Here is an 18,662-nt window from a genome sequence, read left to right on the forward strand (position 1 = left end):
CGCTTCATTAACTAACTGAAAAATAAATAATATTTAAGTTTGTCTGTGTTTTGCGACACGGCCCCCCCTTAAATGTACGACAAGTTTGATCGCATATTCTCTTTACAATTTATACATAATTTACGTTGCGAATTAAATCATTTCTAATCAGGCCTGCCGAATAGAGACGGGCCCTTAGTATTTCTGTTTTATGCGGTTAATTACCTGACATTTAAGGATTATCATGCGCAAACTATTGTTATCCTCATTGATTAGCACTGCTTGTGCTCTACCATTTTCGGCGGCCCATGCGGATACCACTAAGACCCTAACTTTGACTCCTGCTACTGATTGCAGTGAATACTATTGTACCTATTCTGCTAAGGTTACCGATCCCAGCCCTTTGTGGAACTATACATTAACCTTGGATAATCCGGTTTTGCCACAGGGTGAAACCATTAATAATGATCCCTGGACCGACTCAGATATGGTAAAAGTTGGTGTTAATTCGGCTCAGCCAAATAAGAGCTGGAAACCGTTAACTGTCCAGGTTGTTTTCAATGGGTCTACACCTCAACCCGATCCGGGCCCTGCTCCGGGACCGACTCCAACCCCAACTCCGGCATCAGGCGATAACTCTTTTACAATCGATCTGTCTGATCTTAACCTGAGCGGTGATTTGAGCCAGGCGAAAGTGATCATTGTTCCTCAGGATGCAGCCGGAAATCCGCTAAAAAATCAGGCAGGCGAGCCTATCGTGTTTAATACCACGGCGGATCAAGTCAGTGGTACCTCCTATCTGTGCGCCGATTGGAATCAGCACACTCTAAAATTGCAACAAACGACAGACTCCTGTACTGATTTGCAGTGGTTTAATGAGATCAGTGGCCAGCCCGCTTCTGTCAGTGTCAGGATGCTCAACCTAACTGATGACAAGGGGCAAACGACGGTTTCCCTCTATGGTCAGAGCAAAGGGGAGATGGGGAGTACCTTTAAGCTGGCGCCGGAAGGAGAGGTCACTCAGGTAAGCTTTACCGCGAGTGATCAGTCAAGCTCGCCCTCTGCATCCAATACAGAATTTTATAATCTGGAATACACGGATAAGTCGACACAAGTTTCCTTAGACTTTCCACTCGCTTTGACGCTGGCTCCAACCCAGATGCTGAATATCTCAGTACCGTCCACTTCAGTGGGCGAATACCAGCTCATTGATGGCGTTTCAGTGACAGGTTTTAAGGATGCATCGATCAGTGATCCAGTGATCAATGCACAACACATCCAGGCACGGACGATCACTATTACCGACCATCAGGTTCCGGAGCAGGTGAATCTGAAAAATGGCTGGCCGGAAGATCGAGTTGCGATGGGATCGGTAACCGATTTTTCAAATAATGATCTACTGATGAAGCGCTCGAACGTGGATGCTGTATTTAAATATGCCGACAATGATGGAGCCGGTGATAGAACAGCAGACCCGAAACAGACATGGTCAGCAGGCCATGAGGGCAGCACTGCGACGGCCAGAACGGTTGAGTTGACCCAACAGCTGAGTAAGGCATATGGACATCCGGTTGTCCCCGTACTGGTGGAGTACACGGTGCAATCTTCCGGGGGGGCGACCTCAGGCACAGAAGATTTGACGAATGATCTCTATTTGAGAAACCATTATGAAAACCTGTTGCTGATGGCTCGTTATCTTGAAAATCATCCGGATCCAAACTTTAAAGATAGCTATGGAACTCTTGTACTGAACCCAGACTTCCTCGGGGAAGTATTTAAGGATGATGCGTATATCAATGTGAAACCTAATGTCAGGGCTCAGCTGGAAGCTGCCATCAAAGACTTATATCAGTCGCAGATGATCACTGATGCTGAGTATCAGAAGTATATGCAACTTCCCGAGCAGTCTGAGATACCCAATACCCTGACCGGATTCGTAAAGTCAACAAACTGGCTGTTAAACCAGGTGGCACCTCATGTTGCTTTTGGCTGGAGTTTGAATATCTGGGCTGGCGACGATGCGGGACATAACTGGGTGCACGGTGCCTATAACGATCCGGCAGCGGTACAGCGTCATGTCAATAACCAGGGGGGTGAGCAATGCCAGATCGATCAACCCGGGATAAACCTCAATTGTGGTGAAGTACCCTTCCTGGAGTCGGTTGGTGCTTACAATAATGAAAACCCTATATTTAACCCCACCTTTGTAGCGTTTGATAAATATGAGCGTGATACATTACTCAGTACCGGGGGAGTGAATAATCCGTATCTCTATAATGCCAATGACTGGAGTGTCTATGTGCAATATGTTGGTGAAGTGAGCAAAGGATTGCATGATATGCCAGTAATGCTGTTCCAGATCCCAGGTGGTCACATGACAGGAAAAAATCAGCAGGCCAGTGGAAATGAAGGGGCTACGGCGGTGGATTATTTCCTTGGTAATCCATCGATGGCAAATCATAAACTCGAAGATATTATTGACACTAATGTGCCATATCAGAGTGGGTTGGGTGTAGCAGTGACAACGGATTATAAATTTCCTGTGGCGAATGCGACCTATATGGATTATCTGTCAGCATCACCGAAAGTGATCAGTTCCGATAACTATCAGGCAACTAAAAATGGTTATTATGACTGGGGGCAAAATCACATGAATGATCTGCGCCGAGCTAATGTATTCTCAGTTCTGTGGGGCGGAGGCAGCACCATCAGTATTGCTGGCCCGGGTGCCAACGACGATGGAGGATATCTGAATCAGCAAATCGGGAACTACCTCAATCAGTTAAATCAGTAAGCACTCTTATGCTAAGCCTGAGCCACCTCCAGTTGAGGTGGCTCATTACTGTGTATCTCCAATCTCTATCCATATAGATTATATAAAGGGACTATCGTAATCCTCGTTATATCTCTGGATATAAAAATTATTAATACCGGCACGAGTTTAGACAAAGGGGAAATTCCGAATATCTTGACCGACAACAATTATAAATTGATATATCTGCTACAGGGAGGTGAATAATTAAGGATACATTTTGAGTTAATTTTGGTTTTGGCTTTTGATAGTTGTTTAAATATAGGATTATTTTTAATGGAATTTATATCAAAGATGAGCAAGCAAAGCTTGGCTCTATCATCATGCTTACTTTTATCATCTGCTCTGTTTTCGCCTCACGGATTTAGCCAAGAGAATAGCTCTGTAGTGGACTCCGGCGTTATTATGAGCAAACAGGCCCAGAGCTGGCCCGAGCATGCCTTGGTTGGCTATGTGGATATCTCTGCCGTCGGAGCACTGGCAGAGATAAAACCCGAGACCGTGAAGCAGTATGATGTGATCACTTTTGCTTTTGTGAGTAATAATGCAACACTCGACGCAACTCAGTTAGATAATATTAATCGAATCAAGGGGTATGAGAAGCCGGGTACCATCAACCTGATAAGCCTGGGTGGCTGGGGTGGTCAATCGATCGACAGCATTAATAAAGACGGATTGATCAAGCTGGTTAATCAGCATGGTTTTGACGGGTTGGATCTGGATATAGAACAAGTCACGTCGGGTTTTAGTGCCCAAAGAGAGCAGGACAATATCTCGGATCTGGTCGATGAGCTGCACGCTCAGGGTAAATTCGTGACCATTGCCCCGGCTGTGACTCATCTCAACCCTATCGGTTTCAACTTACCGGCGACCTCGATTGATGTCAGTGACTGGACCAGGAATATTCCATTTGATGCGGTGATTGCTCAGGCCTATAACGGTTTCCCTGAAGAGATGTATCCATCAATTATCGGTAAGCTGTATCAGAATATCGAATCGGCCAAAATCGTAAACCAGCACTCCAGAGTGATTGTGGGTCTGCCGACTTATGGTGGTACCCAACATAATGTGAAAGTTAATGGAACGACCTGGGGTTCTTACAATGTATGGCTCGGCGAGTGTAACCTGGCAAAAACCGGTCAGGAGATTGTCGGGGAGGTTAATAGCTTCAACGATTCAACTCAGTTCGGTGGACTCTCAATATGGTCTCTTGGGACGGATGATGGTGCCGATCTCTATGTTGGCTCCGCATCCTGGCAGACCATAGGCAAGCCTGATCCCTTCTGTCCATCTGTCGACTCGGCAAGCGCTAAGGGCTACTTTAGCTCTGATGTTGCCCCAAAAATCTATAAGTAACTAAGTTAGCAATTGTGAGAATTAAGCCTCCGTCACTACGGAGGCTTTTTTGATCCTGGATCAGTGAGAGGACAAGGCTATAAACGCTCCAGAAGATACACATTCTCGTAAAGGTAATCGACGCCATTTTTGACAAACTTAGGGTTTGAGGAAAGGGCATCTTCACTGGATAACAGCTGTATTCGAAAGAAAGGGGTTACATATTCCTCAAGCCAGTGTGAGGAAGTCGCAAAGGGAGGTCCCGCCAGTTGTTGCTGGGGGTAATCCAGGGTAATTAGCAGGCCACGGCTCCCCTGAGGAAGAAGCCTTGCCAGATGCTCCATGTACTTAAGGCGCGCTTGCTCCGGCCAGGCGATGAGAGCTGCACGATCATAAAAGCCGTTTATTGTGGCAGTCTGCTCTGGCTGAATATCAAAGAAGTCACCCTGAAGGATGGCCAGGTTTTGCGCCTGGTAACTTTGGATCTTTCCATGAGAGCTAATCACGGGAGTTAGCCCGGCCTCGTCAAAAAAATCTTTGGCGGCGATCGCACTGAGCTCAGAGCCGATGATCTGTGCATGTTTTTCTGTCAGAAAGTGCAGATCCAGGGTCTTGCCACACAGGGGCACCAATATATTGGCATCCGGGCCAAGCTCCAGGTGGGACCAAAATTCCCGAAGCAGGGGATTGATCTCCTCTAAGTGAAAACCGATCTTCTGGGTTTCCCAGCGATCATGCCAAAATGCTTCATGCATGCCATTTTCCTTATTAATTGCGCCAGTTTGGGTTTGCTGATGCTACCCCGAGCCTTGATCTAAGGCAATCATGACTCGGCCGATTTCTCATGGGGTCAATATGAGTCATGCAATTATTGCATTAAATATCTGTAAACTATTCATTATACGCATGAGTCGATTAACCCTACACTGTGTGCAGCTAAAGATGACTGGTTAACTCCCATTTCAAGCGATTCGCGATTCCAGGGAGAGCCAGAGTTGATGATCAAAACCAGTGAGGTAACTGTAATGACTCAGCGTAAAGAGGTGGATTTACAAGAGTGGGAAGGTTTTACGGCAGGTGACTGGCAAACCAGGGTTAATGTCCGTGACTTTATTCAGAAAAACTACACGCCTTATGAAGGGGATGAAAGCTTCCTGGCCGGAGCCAGCGAGGCAACCACCCGCTTGTGGCAACAGGTGATGGAGGGGATCCGCGAGGAGAACCGTACCCATGCGCCCATCGATTTTGATACCGATCTTCCTTCAACCATTACCTCACATGATGCCGGTTATATCGACCAGGATCTTGAAACCATCGTGGGTCTGCAAACCGAAAAGCCACTGAAGCGGGCGATCATCGCTAATGGTGGGATCCGTATGGTGGAGTCCTCCTGTAAAGTCTATGGTCGTGAGCTGGACCCCCAGGTGAAGAAGATCTTCACCGAGTATCGCAAGACCCATAATCAGGGGGTGTTCGATGTCTACACCCGGGATATTATCAACTGCCGTAAGAGTGGGGTGCTGACTGGTTTGCCCGATGCTTATGGCCGGGGTCGGATCATCGGTGATTATCGGCGGATCGCCTTGTATGGGATCGATTTTCTGATGCAGGATAAGGCCGAGCAGCATAAGTCTCTGGAAGCCAGGCTATCCTCGGGTGAGGAGTTGGAAGCAACCATTCGCCTGCGTGAAGAGATCTTTGATCAGTACCGGGCACTGGAGCAGATCAAAGAGATGGCAGCAAAATATGGCTGTGATATCTCTAAGCCTGCTCAGACCGCCCAGCAAGCGGTGCAGTGGACCTATTTTGGTTATCTGGCGGCGGTTAAATCACAAAATGGCGCGGCGATGTCGTTTGGCCGTACCGCGACCTTCATCGATATCTATATTGAGCGTGATCTGAAAAAGGGTCTCATTACCGAGTCGCAGGCTCAGGAGCTTATCGATCACATGGTGATGAAGCTACGGATGGTTCGCTACCTGCGTACCCCGGATTATGATCAGCTGTTCTCCGGCGATCCCATCTGGGCAACCGAGGCCCTGGCCGGGATGGGAGTTGATGGTCGGACTCTGGTGAGTAAGACCACCTTCCGCTACCTCAATACTATGTATACCATGGGACCATCTCCTGAGCCGAATCTGACCGTGCTCTGGTCGGAGGCACTGCCTGAGAACTTTAAGAAGTATTGTGCAAAAGTTTCAATCGATACCTCATCGATTCAGTATGAAAATGACGATCTGATGCGTAATGACTTCAACAATGATGATTATGCGATCGCTTGCTGTGTCTCGCCGATGATCCTGGGTAAGCAGATGCAGTTCTTTGGAGCCAGGGCGAATCTCGCCAAGGGATTGCTGTATGCGATCAATGGTGGGGTGGATGAGAAGCTCAAGCTACAGATCGCGCCTAAAGCCGACAAGATCAGCTCCGAAACCCTGGATTACAGCGAGGTGAGAGCGAACTTTGATAAGGTGATGGATTGGCTTGCCGAGCAGTATGTGACGGCGTTGAACTGCATCCACTATATGCATGACAAGTACAGCTACGAAGCCTCCCTGATGGCACTGCATGACCGGGATGTTGAACGCACCATGGCCTGTGGTATTGCCGGACTCTCGATTGCTGCAGATTCACTGTCGGCAATCAAGTATGCCCGAGTGATGCCGGTTCGTGATGCAGAGGGGATCGCTATCGATTTTGAGACTGAGGGTGATTTCCCTAAGTTTGGTAATAATGATGAGCGGGTGGATGCCATTGCCTGTGAGCTGGTGGAGTGCTTCATGGAGAAGATCAAAAAGCACCCAACCTATCGCAATGCCAGACCGACTCAGTCGATCCTGACCATCACCTCCAACGTGGTGTATGGCAAAAAGACCGGCACCACTCCCGATGGCCGTGAAGCGGGAGCTCCTTTTGCGCCCGGTGCCAACCCAATGCATGGCCGGGATGAGAAGGGGGCAGTGGCCTCATTGACTTCGGTCTCCAAGCTGCCCTTTGCCTCGGCACAAGATGGGATCTCTTACACCTTCTCTATTGTTCCGGGAGCCCTGGGTAAGGATAGTGAGGCTCAAAAACTCAATCTGGCGGGTTTGATGGATGGCTACTTCCATCATGAGCAGGACAAGGTTGAGGGTGGCCAGCATCTGAACGTCAACGTGATGAATCGCGAGATGCTGCTCGATGCGATGGAGCACCCCGAGAGCTATCCTCAGCTGACGATTCGGGTATCCGGTTATGCGGTGCGCTTTAACTCGCTGACCAAGGAGCAGCAGCAGGATGTGATCACCCGGACCTTTACCTCAAGCCTGTAAGTCTGGACCTGTTCTGATAAACAAAAAAAGCTTCCCCAGGGAAGCTTTTTTATTTTAACTTAAGTCTTGTCTCACAAATTTTAATTAAAGGAGGTCACACTCTGTGCCCTGCGCTATCAAAAATAGAGTTGATGCTACCCATTTAACTGGATATTAAAGTTTGAAGAAAACTCAATCACCTTAACCAAGTCATGAAGTTTTACTCTTTCTCCTTGATTCTGAAGCCTTATAATCTCCTTAATAACGGCAGTGTATCGATGCCTTTCAGGGGTTGATTCTCTAGTGGATTCGAGCTTTGTTTGATAATGGGTGCTTGCTGCGAACAGATTATTTCCATTTCTTTCTTTGGAGCATGCAATCTTTGCTTCTAAAGATATTAAAAGTGCTGGTTCTGCAATTTTTATATCACCTGAAATATGACGTATCATATCTTCTATTGATAGCCTTTCGCATATAAAGTCTTGATACATATTGGGTTCTTTCGTCTTTAGCACAATTAAGAAGATGAATAGGGTGTTGTCAATCATGGTTACTCGTTGCATGTTTGCAACCATATGCACAATTGAAATGCAATACTCCATCTCTCTCAATGTTAATTCATAAGAATCTGATAAAAACCTGAACACATCAAAAAGCTCACGAATATCGCGGTTGTTTATATCCAGTTCATATCTATTAAACAGCACATTTGCATATGTATCTCTTCGTGGTGCTGGAAGTATGTAGTCAAAATTGATGAACCTTCTCAAGTATCCATTAGTATTGAAGTCATTGCCATATACCGCTCTGATTGAATGTCCCAGCTGCTCTTTATCAATGCTCAACACGAAAACTACATTTTCTACACTGAAAATATGTTTTATTCGCTCCAAAATCTCAATTGCAAATTTTGGATTGCATCTATCTAACTCATCAACAAAGATGACCAATGGCTTATCTTTGTTCAGCGTGCTAACCAATTCAGTAAGGGACTTCTTGAAGTTATCAATGGTTTGCTTTGATTCTCCATAACCTTCAATCATGCTCTTTGCAATGGATTCAGATAAAGTGGCTGTAATGGACTCATATTTCTTTGCATCAGCATGACCTTCCAGCATGTGGCTAACATCAAAAATGCCATAGCTTAACATCTTAACAGCTGCTGGAAGTGTTGCTTTCAGAGCTTTCTTACCAAACTTTGTAACCTTGTCTATACCTTTCTTTATCTTACTATCATCAGCATGGTTAATCTTCGATATCTCACCAGTAAGCTCACCAATGAGCGCGACAAGAGCATTCTCTGCATAATCGGTTTCCCATGCGCTGAAATATATAGACGGAATTTCTATTCCTGTTGATTTGAGATATGCATCCCACATCTTAACGAAGGTCGTTTTCCCATTTCCCCAGCTACTATCAATGGACAGAACCAATGGGGTGTCCGCAGTTTTTATGAATTGAGTGAGGAACTTTATGGTTTCTTCTCTATCGAGTGAATCATGTTGGAAGGGATTTCCTTCGGGTATGTCTATCTTATTGCACTTTATCATTTGTATACTCTGTTATTATTGGTTATCTTCTGCTGACAACCTTACCATCGCAATCAACATAGCTCCACAGTAGAAGCGAATCTTCGATAATTCAATAGGTAGCAGTGTCTCATCGCTGCTGATTGTTGACCCTAAGACGACAAATACACTGTACCCTGATTTGTTCGTAGGGACATTCACAGGTTGAGTTTATTTACTCCCAACAGAGTATGAGCACACTTATATGATTGCTGGAGTTGAACATACAACATGAGAAGATCATAGCGATATCGTTGGCCAGAATGTTCCTCATCAAAGGAAATGACTTGATGGTGAATTACACTCTAGCATCTTAAACCAGTTCGAAACCACCGTAGATATAATGGCAACTTCGCTACATTCCTTCCAGATGCACGAAGAGCTGCTGATGCTTCTAAGCATGATTGGGCAATGGTTTACGACGAAAGCATGTCCCAATGATGATTGATAAGTTTCCTCTAAGGTAAGTTGAACGGCCCCGCATTCGCGGGGCTTTTCTTTGGATGTGAGCCAAAACTGAAATTTTTATTTTTTCCCAGAGAAATGAGAGAATTTTATATGGAGTGTTGTTTAGATATTCACCAGATACTGCTAATAATTGATTCGGAGAACCAGATACTGGTGGTATTTTTCAGGGCGAGAATGAATTAGATAAAGTTCTCAAAATGCAGCCATGGGCCAAGCAAATGATGCATATACATAATATGAATCAAATTCATTAAATGAGTATTCGGGGCATACAACACAATCGCTGTGCTTGAATCATAGATAAAGGAATGTTATCAGGATGTCATAGGTGCAAGGTGTTGCTCGATGCGATGGCGCATCCGGAGAACTATCCTCAGCTGACGATTCGGGTCTCAGGTTATGCGGTGCGCTTTAACTCGCTAACCAAGGAGCAGCAGCAGGATGTGATCACCCGGACCTTTACCTCAAGCCTGTAAGCCTGGCTCTGAGCTAAAAAGAAAAAAGCTTCCTTCGGGAAGCTTTTTTTGTGCCTGGCTTGCGCTATTTGCCTGCTGGCCGAACCAGAGTGTAGGTGACGGCTGGCAGGCCCAGATCGGGGGCGGCGGCAGCCTTAAGAACCAGGGTCTTATCACTCAGGGAGGCGATGGTTAGTTTAGAGCTGATAAAGGGAGAGCTGGCATTTTCCGGGAAGATCAGCTGCTCATCCTTGATGGTAAAGGGCAGGCTGGCACTACTGCTACTGAAGGAGGCGATCGTCAGCTGTGAACGATCGCTCTTGGTCACCGTATTGCTGTGAGTTCCCGTGGTCGATACCCAGTAACTTCCCTCAACTTTAAAGTTCTTGGCACTGCTCCCGGCTAAACTTTCGACATACTGATCCAGCAGCTGCCCATCATAGCCATAGTGGGAGCCAATAGCTCTGGCAACGTCCGAGGAGGAGGGCTGCTGAGTGCTTAACTGCCACTTCCCCTGGATGCGGTCAAAGGTGCTTAAAGAGTGGTGACGATACACAAAGAAGGCGGTAATCAGGACAATAATAAATACGATGGCGATGGCTGCATTACGGGCCATGACTCGATTCGACATTTAACTCTCCATATCGCGACGCCGAAACAGGGCGATAAAAATTGACTCTGTGTTGTTAGTCTCTGCCCGGCACGGAAGGTTCCGTAAAAAGTGTAGCAAACTCTATAAAGAGGGGTGTTTGCTTGCGAATTGAGCAGTTGAGGAGAGTTAGGGGAGCAGGGTGAGCACTGACGTGAGACTCACCCGGGAAAATGACTCAGGCGTCACCCTCATGATTACACTTGCCGTCGGGGCAGGTGCCGTAGAGATAGAGGCTGTGATTGGTCAGTTTGATATTGTAGCGGCGGGCAATCTCTTGCTGACGCTCTTCAATGACAGAGTCTGAAAACTCGATGACCTTACCACAGTCGAGGCAAACCAGGTGATCATGGTGCTCCTGAGTGCTGAGCTCAAAGACCGACTTACCACCTTCAAAGTGATGGCGGGTGACAATTCCGGCATCATCAAACTGGTTTAACACCCGGTAGACGGTGGCCAGGCCGATCTCCTCTCCCTGATCGATGAGTCGCTTGTATAGCTCTTCAGCACTGATGTGCTGACAGTTGGGTTGTTTAAGGATCTCGAGCATCTTAATTCTGGGTAAGGTAACTTTGAGACCTGCTCGTTTGAGTGCCTGGTTGTTGTTATCTGACATCGTTGCTGAAGCGATTTCCATCTGGTGAAACTTCAGAGATCTTAACACTTAGTGACGATGAACTCATCCCCTTTTACTCAAGGGGTATTTTGCCTATAAAAAAGCCCGCCGGGGAGGCGGGCTCTGGAAGATATTGAACGCTAAGAATTATTCAACGGTCAGGATCTTGATAGAGTTGGTGCTGCCTACGGTTTCGAACTTGTTACCATAGGTGATCAGAACCAGGTCGCCCTCTTTGACATAGCCGTCGTTTTTCAGAGTGCTCAGTGCTTCACGGCAGATGCTCAGCAGTGACTGATCTGTGTCTGGATCAAAGTACACTGGAGTTACACCACGGTACAGGTTGGTCCAGTTCAGCGCCTGCTGGTGACGAGACATGGAGAAGATTGGCAGACCCGAGCTCAGACGAGACATCAGACGAGGAGTCAGGCCAGATTCGGTCAGGGTCACAATCGCCTTCACGCCCTGCATGTGGTTTGCAGCATACATGGTTGACATGGCTACAGTCTCTTCAACAGAGTTGAAGGTGTAGTTCATGCGGTGGTTAGAGACGTTCACACTTGGGTGACGCTCTGCGCCCAGACAGACGTTAGACATGGCGGTCACGGTCTCGATTGGGAAGTCACCGGCCGCAGTTTCAGCAGAAAGCATCACCGCATCGGTACCATCCAGGACGGCGTTCGCAACATCCATAACTTCTGCACGAGTCGGCAGAGGTGCACTGATCATCGACTCCATCATCTGAGTCGCAGTGATCACCACGCGGTTCAGACGACGGGCGGTACGGATCAGCTTCTTCTGAACACCAACCAGCTCTGGATCGCCGATCTCAACACCCAGGTCACCACGAGCAACCATCACCACGTCGGAGGCCAGGATCACATCTTCCATCGCTTCATCGGTAGAAACTGCTTCAGCACGCTCAACCTTAGCAACCAGCTTGGCATTGCTGCCCGCTTCACGAACCAGCTCACGCGCATAACGCATGTCATCGCCATTACGTGGGAAGGAAACTGCGATGTAGTCACAAGCAATCTTTGCTGCGGTGACGATGTCGGCCTTATCTTTGTCGGTCAGGGCAGGAGCGGTCAGACCACCACCTTGCTTGTTGATACCCTTGTTGTTAGACAGAGGTCCGGCAACAGTGACTTCGGTGTAAACGCGAGTGCCATCGATGGTTTCAACGCGCAGCTGAACACGACCATCATCCAGCAGCAGAATATCGCCCGGAGTGACGTCATTTGGCAGCTCTTTATAGTCGATGCCAACCTGGTTTTGATCGCCTTCGCCCTTGCCTAAAGCAGCATCCAGGGTGAATTTGTCACCAACGGCCAGGTGGATCTTTCCATCTTTAAAAGTGGAGACACGGATTTTTGGTCCCTGCAGATCGCCGAGGATTGCAACATGCTTACCCAGTTTCTTGGAGATCTCACGTACGTCATTGGCACGCTTGATGTGATCTTCTGGGGTCCCGTGGGAGAAGTTCATACGCACCATGTTTGCGCCGGCCTTGATGATTCCCTCAAGGTTGTTGTCGCGATCGGTGGCTGGACCCAGGGTGGTCACAATCTTGGTTCTTCTAATCATGAATTGCTCCAAAGTTTAGATATCGTAATAACAAATCACTAAAACTGAAATAAAATTTCTTTTTTTGTTGCAGATTCACTTCTACAACATGCAATTCTGTAGCTAATTTTCAATTCTACACCAACGTTTCTAAGATGTGTAGGACTCATCTTATTCTGTTTGTAATAGAGTATTACAGATGTGTTGGCTGATACCGAGACTCCTTCAGGCCGTCTTTGACCCGGCGGAGATTCTCGCGAAAACGCAGTCCGCGCCGCAGGGTAAAACCGGTCGCCAGTACATCGATCAGCGCCAGCTGGGCAATCCGGGAGGCCATCGGCATATAGACATCGGTATCTTCGGGAACATCCATCGCCAATACAAGGTTACAGACCTTAGCTAATGGAGAATCTTTCGCTGTGATACCGATCACAGTTGCATCATTTTCTCGCGCCAGTTCGGCAATTTCGACCAGGGCCTTGGTACGGCCTGTGTGAGAGATGAGCACCACCACATGATCGGCGTCGGTGTTGATGCAGCTCATGCGCATCATCACGATATCGTCAAAGCAGGAAACCGGTACATTAAAGCGAAAAAATTTGTTCTGGGCATCGTGAGCGACCGAGGCGGAGGCGCCGAGTCCAAAAAAGGAGATGTGCTTGGCCTGGGTCAGAATATCCACCGCACGGTTGATCGCATTCGGATCCAGGCTATTTTTAGCTACGTCCAGGCAGGCGATAGTCGACTCAAAGATCTTTGCGGTATAGGCCTCGGCACTGTCGCTTTCATCCACGTTACGATTCACATAGGGGGTACCGTGAGCAAGGCTCTGGGCAAGGTGAAGCTTAAAGTCGGGAAACCCCTTAGTATCCAGGCGGCGACAAAATCGATTGACGGTTGGCTCACTGACATCAGCCTGGCGGGCAAGGGTCGCGATGCTGGAATGGATAGCCGTTTTAGGTGAGGCAAGAATCGCTTCCGCAACCTTGCGTTCCGATTTACTGAAAGACTCAAGAAATTTGGTGATTTTTTCCAACATATTCATGTTAACTGCACCTGACGAAAGCTTATCTGAAAAACGATATTTATCATTGAAACCTAAGGCATAACACGCCAAGGACTATACTTGAAAGGATTATTTAGCGGCAGCGACAGATGAATAAAACATGACATATGTCTAAAATTTTCTTTCATTTTGCATTTAATCCCATCATTTTCAGGATACACCTTTCAAATGAAATAAAATTACAAACAACCAAAAAGGTGATCTGGCGCACATTTTTAGGTTTCAAGCGAAACGCTAGTGTTACCGAGGGTAACAAGGCATGGTGTCGCTCAGCGCCCGGAGCTACAATCTTGGCCAGCTTTATTTCGATATTCACTGTATGGAATCGTAAAGGAGAATCCATTCCATGGAACAGCAAATTCTGGTTGGGGATATTGGCGGGACCAATGTACGTTTGGCTCTCAGTGGTCGTGAAACTGGAGCTCTGTCAGAGATCCGAACTTATCTGTGTGCTGACTACCCAACACCTGCCGCCGTGCTTCAGGCCTATGGTGAAGCGGTTGGCGGGCTGCCAAAAGAAGCTTGCCTGGCCATCGCCTGCCCGGTTCAGGGTGATCATATCAGTATGACCAACCACACCTGGGAGTTTTCGGTGGAGCAGACCCGCCAGATCCTGGGTTTGGAAAAGCTGAACTTCATCAATGATTACACGGCGCTTTCCATGTCGGTTCCGGTATTGGGAGACGATGATAAGGTACAGCTAAGCAGTAAGGGTGAGGCTCAGCCCCATGGCCCGATCGCTATCTACGGCCCGGGAACTGGGTTGGGAGTTGCACACCTGGTGTGGAGTGGCGATAAGTGGTTAAGTATTCCGGGCGAGGGCGGACACTCAGATTTTGCGCCGCACAGTGAGCTTCAGGATAAGGTTCTTAAACAGCTGCGTAAACGCTTTGGCCATGTATCTCATGAGCGCATTCTTTCCGGCCCGGGCCTGGCGAATGTGTATGAAGCACTGTGCATGATTGAGGGCGTCGAAGCTGAAGTGCTCAAGCCTTCTCAGATCACAGAGCTGGGCCTGAGTGATCGCTGCCCCATCTGTAAGCGGACCCTGGAGATCTTCTGTGCGGTACTGGGAAGCTTTGGTGGAAACCTGGCGCTGTCGATGGGACTTTTGGTGGCGTTTATATTGCAGGCGGCATTGTTCCGCGCTTTATCGACTTTGTTGAGAAGAGCCCGTTCCGAGAGTTCTTTGATAGTAAAGGACGCTTCAACGATTACCTGTCCGCGATCCCAACCTATGCGATCACGGCAGAGCATCCGGGGCTGATGGGGGCTTCGGCCTGGATGCGTCAGCAGCTGGGTTATAAGATCTAATCACGGCTCCTCTACGGTCCTGCAGCCCTGAGCTGCAGGACTGCATCTTCACTCTCTGCGCTTTATTTTTTCATCGTTTCGGGCCCACGGCTTAGAGCTTCGATTTTATCCGGATCTGCCATTTCTGCTGAATCTAATCCTGTAGCGATTTTGCTGCAGAGCTGACTGAATAACTCTCTTTCCTCCTCTGTGAGAGGATCCAGGAACCTCAGCCACAGCTGTTGATTGACAGCGATTTGCTCTTTGAGAAGAGGTGCCTTGGGATCGCTTAATGAGAGTAGTTGAGATCGCCTGTCATCTGGATCCTGAATTTTGGTGATGAGCCCTAGCTTGGCAAGTCGGCTCAGTGAGCGGGTCAGGCTCTGCTGTTCACAGCAGCATCTGTGGGCGAGCTGGCGTTTACTGATAGCGCGGTTTGCATCAGACATCTCAATCAAAATCATCCGGTCCACCAGGGTGAGTTTATGCTCCCGGGCTGAGAGCTGCTCGCGGCAGCGGTTGATGCCGGAGGTGATGGTTCGCCAGTTGTGGGAAAGTTTCAGGTAGTCGGTCATCTGCACCATGGGTTATCAGGGTTTTCGGCCAGCCTATCACAAGCCGACCGCAACTTCAGGGGCGACAGGTTTAAACCTGAAGGAATAACGATCCTGAATCTGACGCTCAAAAGAGGATAGACAAGTCATTGCCGTGCCGATAGACTGAAAACATATGACGCAGTGCGTCATATGTGGCGATATAACAATGACACAGATCTCAGGCATCATGCTCAAACTTTTCATCAGCGATGCCAGCTGCTCAGTGTTCATGTATGTCAGTAACCAGCTTAGGAAAAACTATGGAACAGTCAGTCGAATTTATCGAAAACACCCTGGTGGATTTTTATAAAGATCTTCATCAGCATCCCGAGCTCTCGGGACAGGAGAGTCGAACCTCGGCCAGGATCGCGAGGGCCATGGAACAATTGGATTTTGAAGTGACTCGTCAGGTGGGTGGGCATGGCGTGGTTTCTCTTGTGAGAAATGGTGAGGGACCCGTGGTGCTGCTACGGGCGGATATGGATGCGCTGCCGATGAAGGAGCAGACCGGACTTACCTATCAATCCAGAGCAACAGCCGATGGAAGTGGCAGGACACAGGTGACAGATGTTGCTCATATGTGTGGCCATGATCTTCATTGCAGCTGGTTGCTGGGAGCCGCCCATTCACTCATGTGTCAAAAAGAGTCCTGGCAGGGAACCCTGATGCTGGTCGCTCAACCTTCTGAAGAGCTTGGAATCGGGGCTCGCGGGATGTTGCAAGACGGTCTTTATCAGCGCTTTGCCAGGCCGGATTATATCTTGGGGCAACACAGCTGGCATCTGCCTGTGGGGACCATTGGCCACTGTGAAGGTCCTATGATGAGTGGAGCCACTCACCTAAAGGTGATCCTCCATGGTAAAGGGGGACATGGCTCCCAGCCTGAGCTGACAGTTGATCCGATTGTGCTGGCGGCCCATATTATCGTGCGCCTCCAGGGTATTATCTCCCGGGAGATCCCGCCACAGCAGCAGGCGGTGTTGACGGTTGGTTATCTGCATGCAGGTAGCAAGGCGAATATCATCCCGGATTCAGCGGAGTTCGCAGTGGATATTCGAGCTTATGATGATGGGATCAAGCAGCAGATTTGTGATGCGGTGCGACGAATCGTCCGGGCGGAGTGTGAGGCGAGTCGCACCCCCAGGGAGCCGGAATTTGAGGAGATGGTGAATCTTCCTGTGACCCGAAATACTCCGGGTCTACATAGCTTTGTTAAAGCCGCGCATCATCAGACATTTGGAGCTGAGCCGGTCAGAGATATCGAGCGGGTCACCGGCAGTGAAGATTTTGGTTACTACGGTGGTTTCACCCAGCAGCCCATTCCGAGCCTGTTCTGGTTTACCGGGATTGCCGGGCAGGCTCAGCTCGATCCGGATACCGGTTTGGGACGTTATGGCCCCCATAACCCGGGGTACGCCCCCGCCGAGAGCGATCTGCTGCAGGTTCTCCATCAGGGTTCACTGGCTATGAGCAGCGGCGCACTCGCCCTGCTGCAGCAGCACCCTTCGCTATGACTTTCAGATGGCGTCTGTGGCTATAGTATCGAATGGCTGGTGACTCACTGTCCAATCACCGAACTCTCTTCTAGGCTTTAACTCGTGGATCATAGTTAAAGGGATTTAATATGAATTCTGCGAAGAAGATAGGACTCATCGCCTGTACCGGTGTGGTTGCGGGAAATATGATGGGAAGTGGTATCGCCCTGTTACCGGCTAATCTGGCTTCGATCGGTTCGGTGGCAATTTTTGGCTGGATCATTGCTCTGGTTGGAGCAATCTCGCTGGCCTATGTTTACTCGCGGCTGGCCACAAGGAACCCCCAGGAGGGGGGCCGATCGCCTATGCCGGAGAGGTCTCGCCCATTTTGGGTCATCAGACCGGTATCCTCTATTATCACGCGAACTGGATCGGTAATCTGGCGATCGGGATCACCGCAGTCTCTTATCTGTCGGTGTTTTTTCCTGAGCTTAACAACCCGGTTGCAGCCGGGATCGCGACGATTGTAATTGTGTGGATTTTTACCTTCATCAACCTGATGGGGGCTCCTGGGTCAGTCGCCTGACGACCCTGGGCCTATTTCTGATCCTGATCCCGGTGATCTGCACCGCGGTTCTTGGTTGGGGCTGGTTTGATGCAGCGATCTACCGGGCGAATTGGAATGGAAGCGGCGGCACCGATATGCATGCCATCAGCAGTAGCATTATCTTCTGTATGTGGGCTTTTATCGGGATCGAGTCTGCTGCCGTGAGTACCGGATTGGTTAATAACCCTAAGCGGACCGTACCTCTGGCAACTATGGGGGGACGATACTGGCCGGCGTCGTCTATATTCTGGCGACTCAGGTGATCGCCGGAATGTTTCCCAATGCCCAGATGGCGGCATCGGGGGCTCCCTTTTCTATGAGTGCGACCACTATGTTTGGCTCCTGGGCTGCACCTGTGGTATCTGCCTTTACTGCGTTTGCCTGTTTGACCTCACTGGGCTCCTGGATGATGCTGGTGGGACAGGCCGGAGCCAGGGCTGCTCATGATGGAAACTTCCCCAAGGTGTACGGCGAGATAGACAGCAAGGGCGTTCCTAAAAAAGGATTGCTGCTCGCCTCTGTCAAGATGACGATCCTGATGGTGATCATCACTATGGTGAGCTCCGGGGGAGGAGGGCATGCCGCCGATCTGTTCGGGATCCTGACCAGCATCGCGGTGCTGCTGACCATGCTGCCCTATTTTTATTCGGCGCTGTGCCTTATTAAGATGGAGGGGGCAACCACTCGCAGCGTGTTGGCCCTGATCGCCTGTGTCTTCGCCTCGCTGTTTTGTCTGTATGCGCTGGCCACAGCAAACCAGCACGATCTGGCCGGAACCATAGTGGTCAGCCTGATTATTATGATGTTCTACTCCTATAAGGTGGGACGTAAACAAGGTAACAGTGCGCAATCATAAAAATGAAGCCTGATCAGTAGACAGGCTTTTG

The 18,662-nt window shown here is 48.8% G+C and carries 14 protein-coding genes and 2 pseudogenes; 9 read left to right on the forward strand and 7 right to left on the reverse strand.

Annotated features, from left to right (window positions below):
* Positions 1-223: 223 nt before the first annotated feature.
* Complete coding sequence (locus DB847_RS11000; protein ID WP_108650722.1) at positions 224-2,773, forward strand: hypothetical protein; 2,550 nt, start codon at positions 224-226, stop codon at positions 2,771-2,773.
* A gap of 423 nt (positions 2,774-3,196) precedes the next feature.
* Positions 3,197-4,147 (forward strand): glycoside hydrolase family 18 protein, encoded by a 951-nt coding sequence (locus DB847_RS11005; RefSeq protein WP_159084541.1) that lies wholly within the window; start codon positions 3,197-3,199, stop codon positions 4,145-4,147.
* A 77-nt stretch (positions 4,148-4,224) separates the two neighbouring features.
* On the opposite strand, the gene DB847_RS11010 is transcribed toward DB847_RS11005, so the two are convergent.
* Positions 4,225-4,881 carry a thiopurine S-methyltransferase gene (locus DB847_RS11010; RefSeq protein WP_108650724.1) on the reverse strand — a complete coding sequence of 219 codons (657 nt, stop codon included), beginning with the start codon at positions 4,879-4,881 and terminating at the stop codon, positions 4,225-4,227.
* A 270-nt stretch (positions 4,882-5,151) separates the two neighbouring features.
* Between DB847_RS11010 and pflB the strand changes: the two genes are divergently transcribed.
* Positions 5,152-7,437 (forward strand): formate C-acetyltransferase, encoded by a 2,286-nt coding sequence (pflB, locus tag DB847_RS11015; RefSeq protein ID WP_108652958.1) that lies wholly within the window; start codon positions 5,152-5,154, stop codon positions 7,435-7,437.
* A gap of 134 nt (positions 7,438-7,571) precedes the next feature.
* On the opposite strand, the gene DB847_RS11020 is transcribed toward pflB, so the two are convergent.
* Positions 7,572-8,966: a KAP family P-loop NTPase fold protein gene (locus DB847_RS11020; protein WP_108650725.1), complete on the reverse strand. Its 1,395-nt coding sequence runs from the start codon at positions 8,964-8,966 to the stop codon at positions 7,572-7,574.
* 818 nt (positions 8,967-9,784) lie between these two features.
* Between DB847_RS11020 and DB847_RS11025 the strand changes: the two are divergent.
* Positions 9,785-9,928, forward strand: a pseudogene (locus DB847_RS11025) (glycine radical domain-containing protein); the annotation flags it as partial.
* 64 nt (positions 9,929-9,992) lie between these two features.
* On the opposite strand, the gene DB847_RS11030 reads toward DB847_RS11025, so the two are convergent.
* The 4 genes from DB847_RS11030 to DB847_RS11045 all read right to left on the reverse strand — a co-directional run bounded on the left by DB847_RS11030 (position 9,993) and on the right by DB847_RS11045 (position 13,783).
* Positions 9,993-10,538 (reverse strand): hypothetical protein, encoded by a 546-nt coding sequence (locus tag DB847_RS11030; protein ID WP_108650726.1) that lies wholly within the window; start codon positions 10,536-10,538, stop codon positions 9,993-9,995.
* 196 nt (positions 10,539-10,734) lie between these two features.
* Positions 10,735-11,193, reverse strand: a complete 459-nt coding sequence (gene fur, locus DB847_RS11035; protein ID WP_456073087.1) for a ferric iron uptake transcriptional regulator — start codon at positions 11,191-11,193, stop codon at positions 10,735-10,737.
* A 126-nt stretch (positions 11,194-11,319) separates the two neighbouring features.
* Positions 11,320-12,759, reverse strand: a complete 1,440-nt coding sequence (gene pyk, locus DB847_RS11040) for a pyruvate kinase (protein WP_108650728.1) — start codon at positions 12,757-12,759, stop codon at positions 11,320-11,322.
* Positions 12,760-12,931: 172 nt separating this feature from the next.
* A complete protein-coding gene (locus DB847_RS11045; RefSeq protein ID WP_108650729.1) occupies positions 12,932-13,783 on the reverse strand; it encodes a MurR/RpiR family transcriptional regulator in 852 nt (283 codons plus the stop codon).
* A 367-nt stretch (positions 13,784-14,150) separates the two neighbouring features.
* Here DB847_RS11045 and DB847_RS11050 point away from each other — a divergent pair.
* Positions 14,151-15,118: pseudogene (locus DB847_RS11050) on the forward strand (glucokinase).
* Between the two features lie 62 nt (positions 15,119-15,180).
* Here the strand turns inward: DB847_RS11050 and DB847_RS11055 are convergent.
* Positions 15,181-15,672, reverse strand: a complete 492-nt coding sequence (locus tag DB847_RS11055) for a MarR family winged helix-turn-helix transcriptional regulator (RefSeq protein ID WP_234418557.1) — start codon at positions 15,670-15,672, stop codon at positions 15,181-15,183.
* Between the two features lie 281 nt (positions 15,673-15,953).
* On the opposite strand from DB847_RS11055, the gene DB847_RS11060 reads away from it, so the two are divergent.
* From DB847_RS11060 to DB847_RS25565, 4 genes are all read left to right on the forward strand, one after another.
* Complete coding sequence (locus tag DB847_RS11060) at positions 15,954-17,207, forward strand: amidohydrolase (protein WP_159084542.1); 1,254 nt, start codon at positions 15,954-15,956, stop codon at positions 17,205-17,207.
* A gap of 349 nt (positions 17,208-17,556) precedes the next feature.
* Positions 17,557-17,754 carry a hypothetical protein gene (locus DB847_RS25555; RefSeq protein ID WP_234418558.1) on the forward strand — a complete coding sequence of 66 codons (198 nt, stop codon included), beginning with the start codon at positions 17,557-17,559 and terminating at the stop codon, positions 17,752-17,754.
* Positions 17,703-18,038 (forward strand): hypothetical protein, encoded by a 336-nt coding sequence (locus tag DB847_RS25560; protein WP_234418559.1) that lies wholly within the window; start codon positions 17,703-17,705, stop codon positions 18,036-18,038. Before DB847_RS25555 ends, DB847_RS25560 begins: the two co-directional genes overlap by 52 nt.
* 8 nt (positions 18,039-18,046) lie before the next feature.
* Positions 18,047-18,631 carry an amino acid permease gene (locus DB847_RS25565; protein WP_234418560.1) on the forward strand — a complete coding sequence of 195 codons (585 nt, stop codon included), beginning with the start codon at positions 18,047-18,049 and terminating at the stop codon, positions 18,629-18,631.
* Positions 18,632-18,662: the final 31 nt, after the last annotated feature.

This window comes from Dongshaea marina, assembly GCF_003072645.1.
Taxonomy (GTDB): Bacteria; Pseudomonadota; Gammaproteobacteria; order Enterobacterales; family Aeromonadaceae; genus Dongshaea; species Dongshaea marina.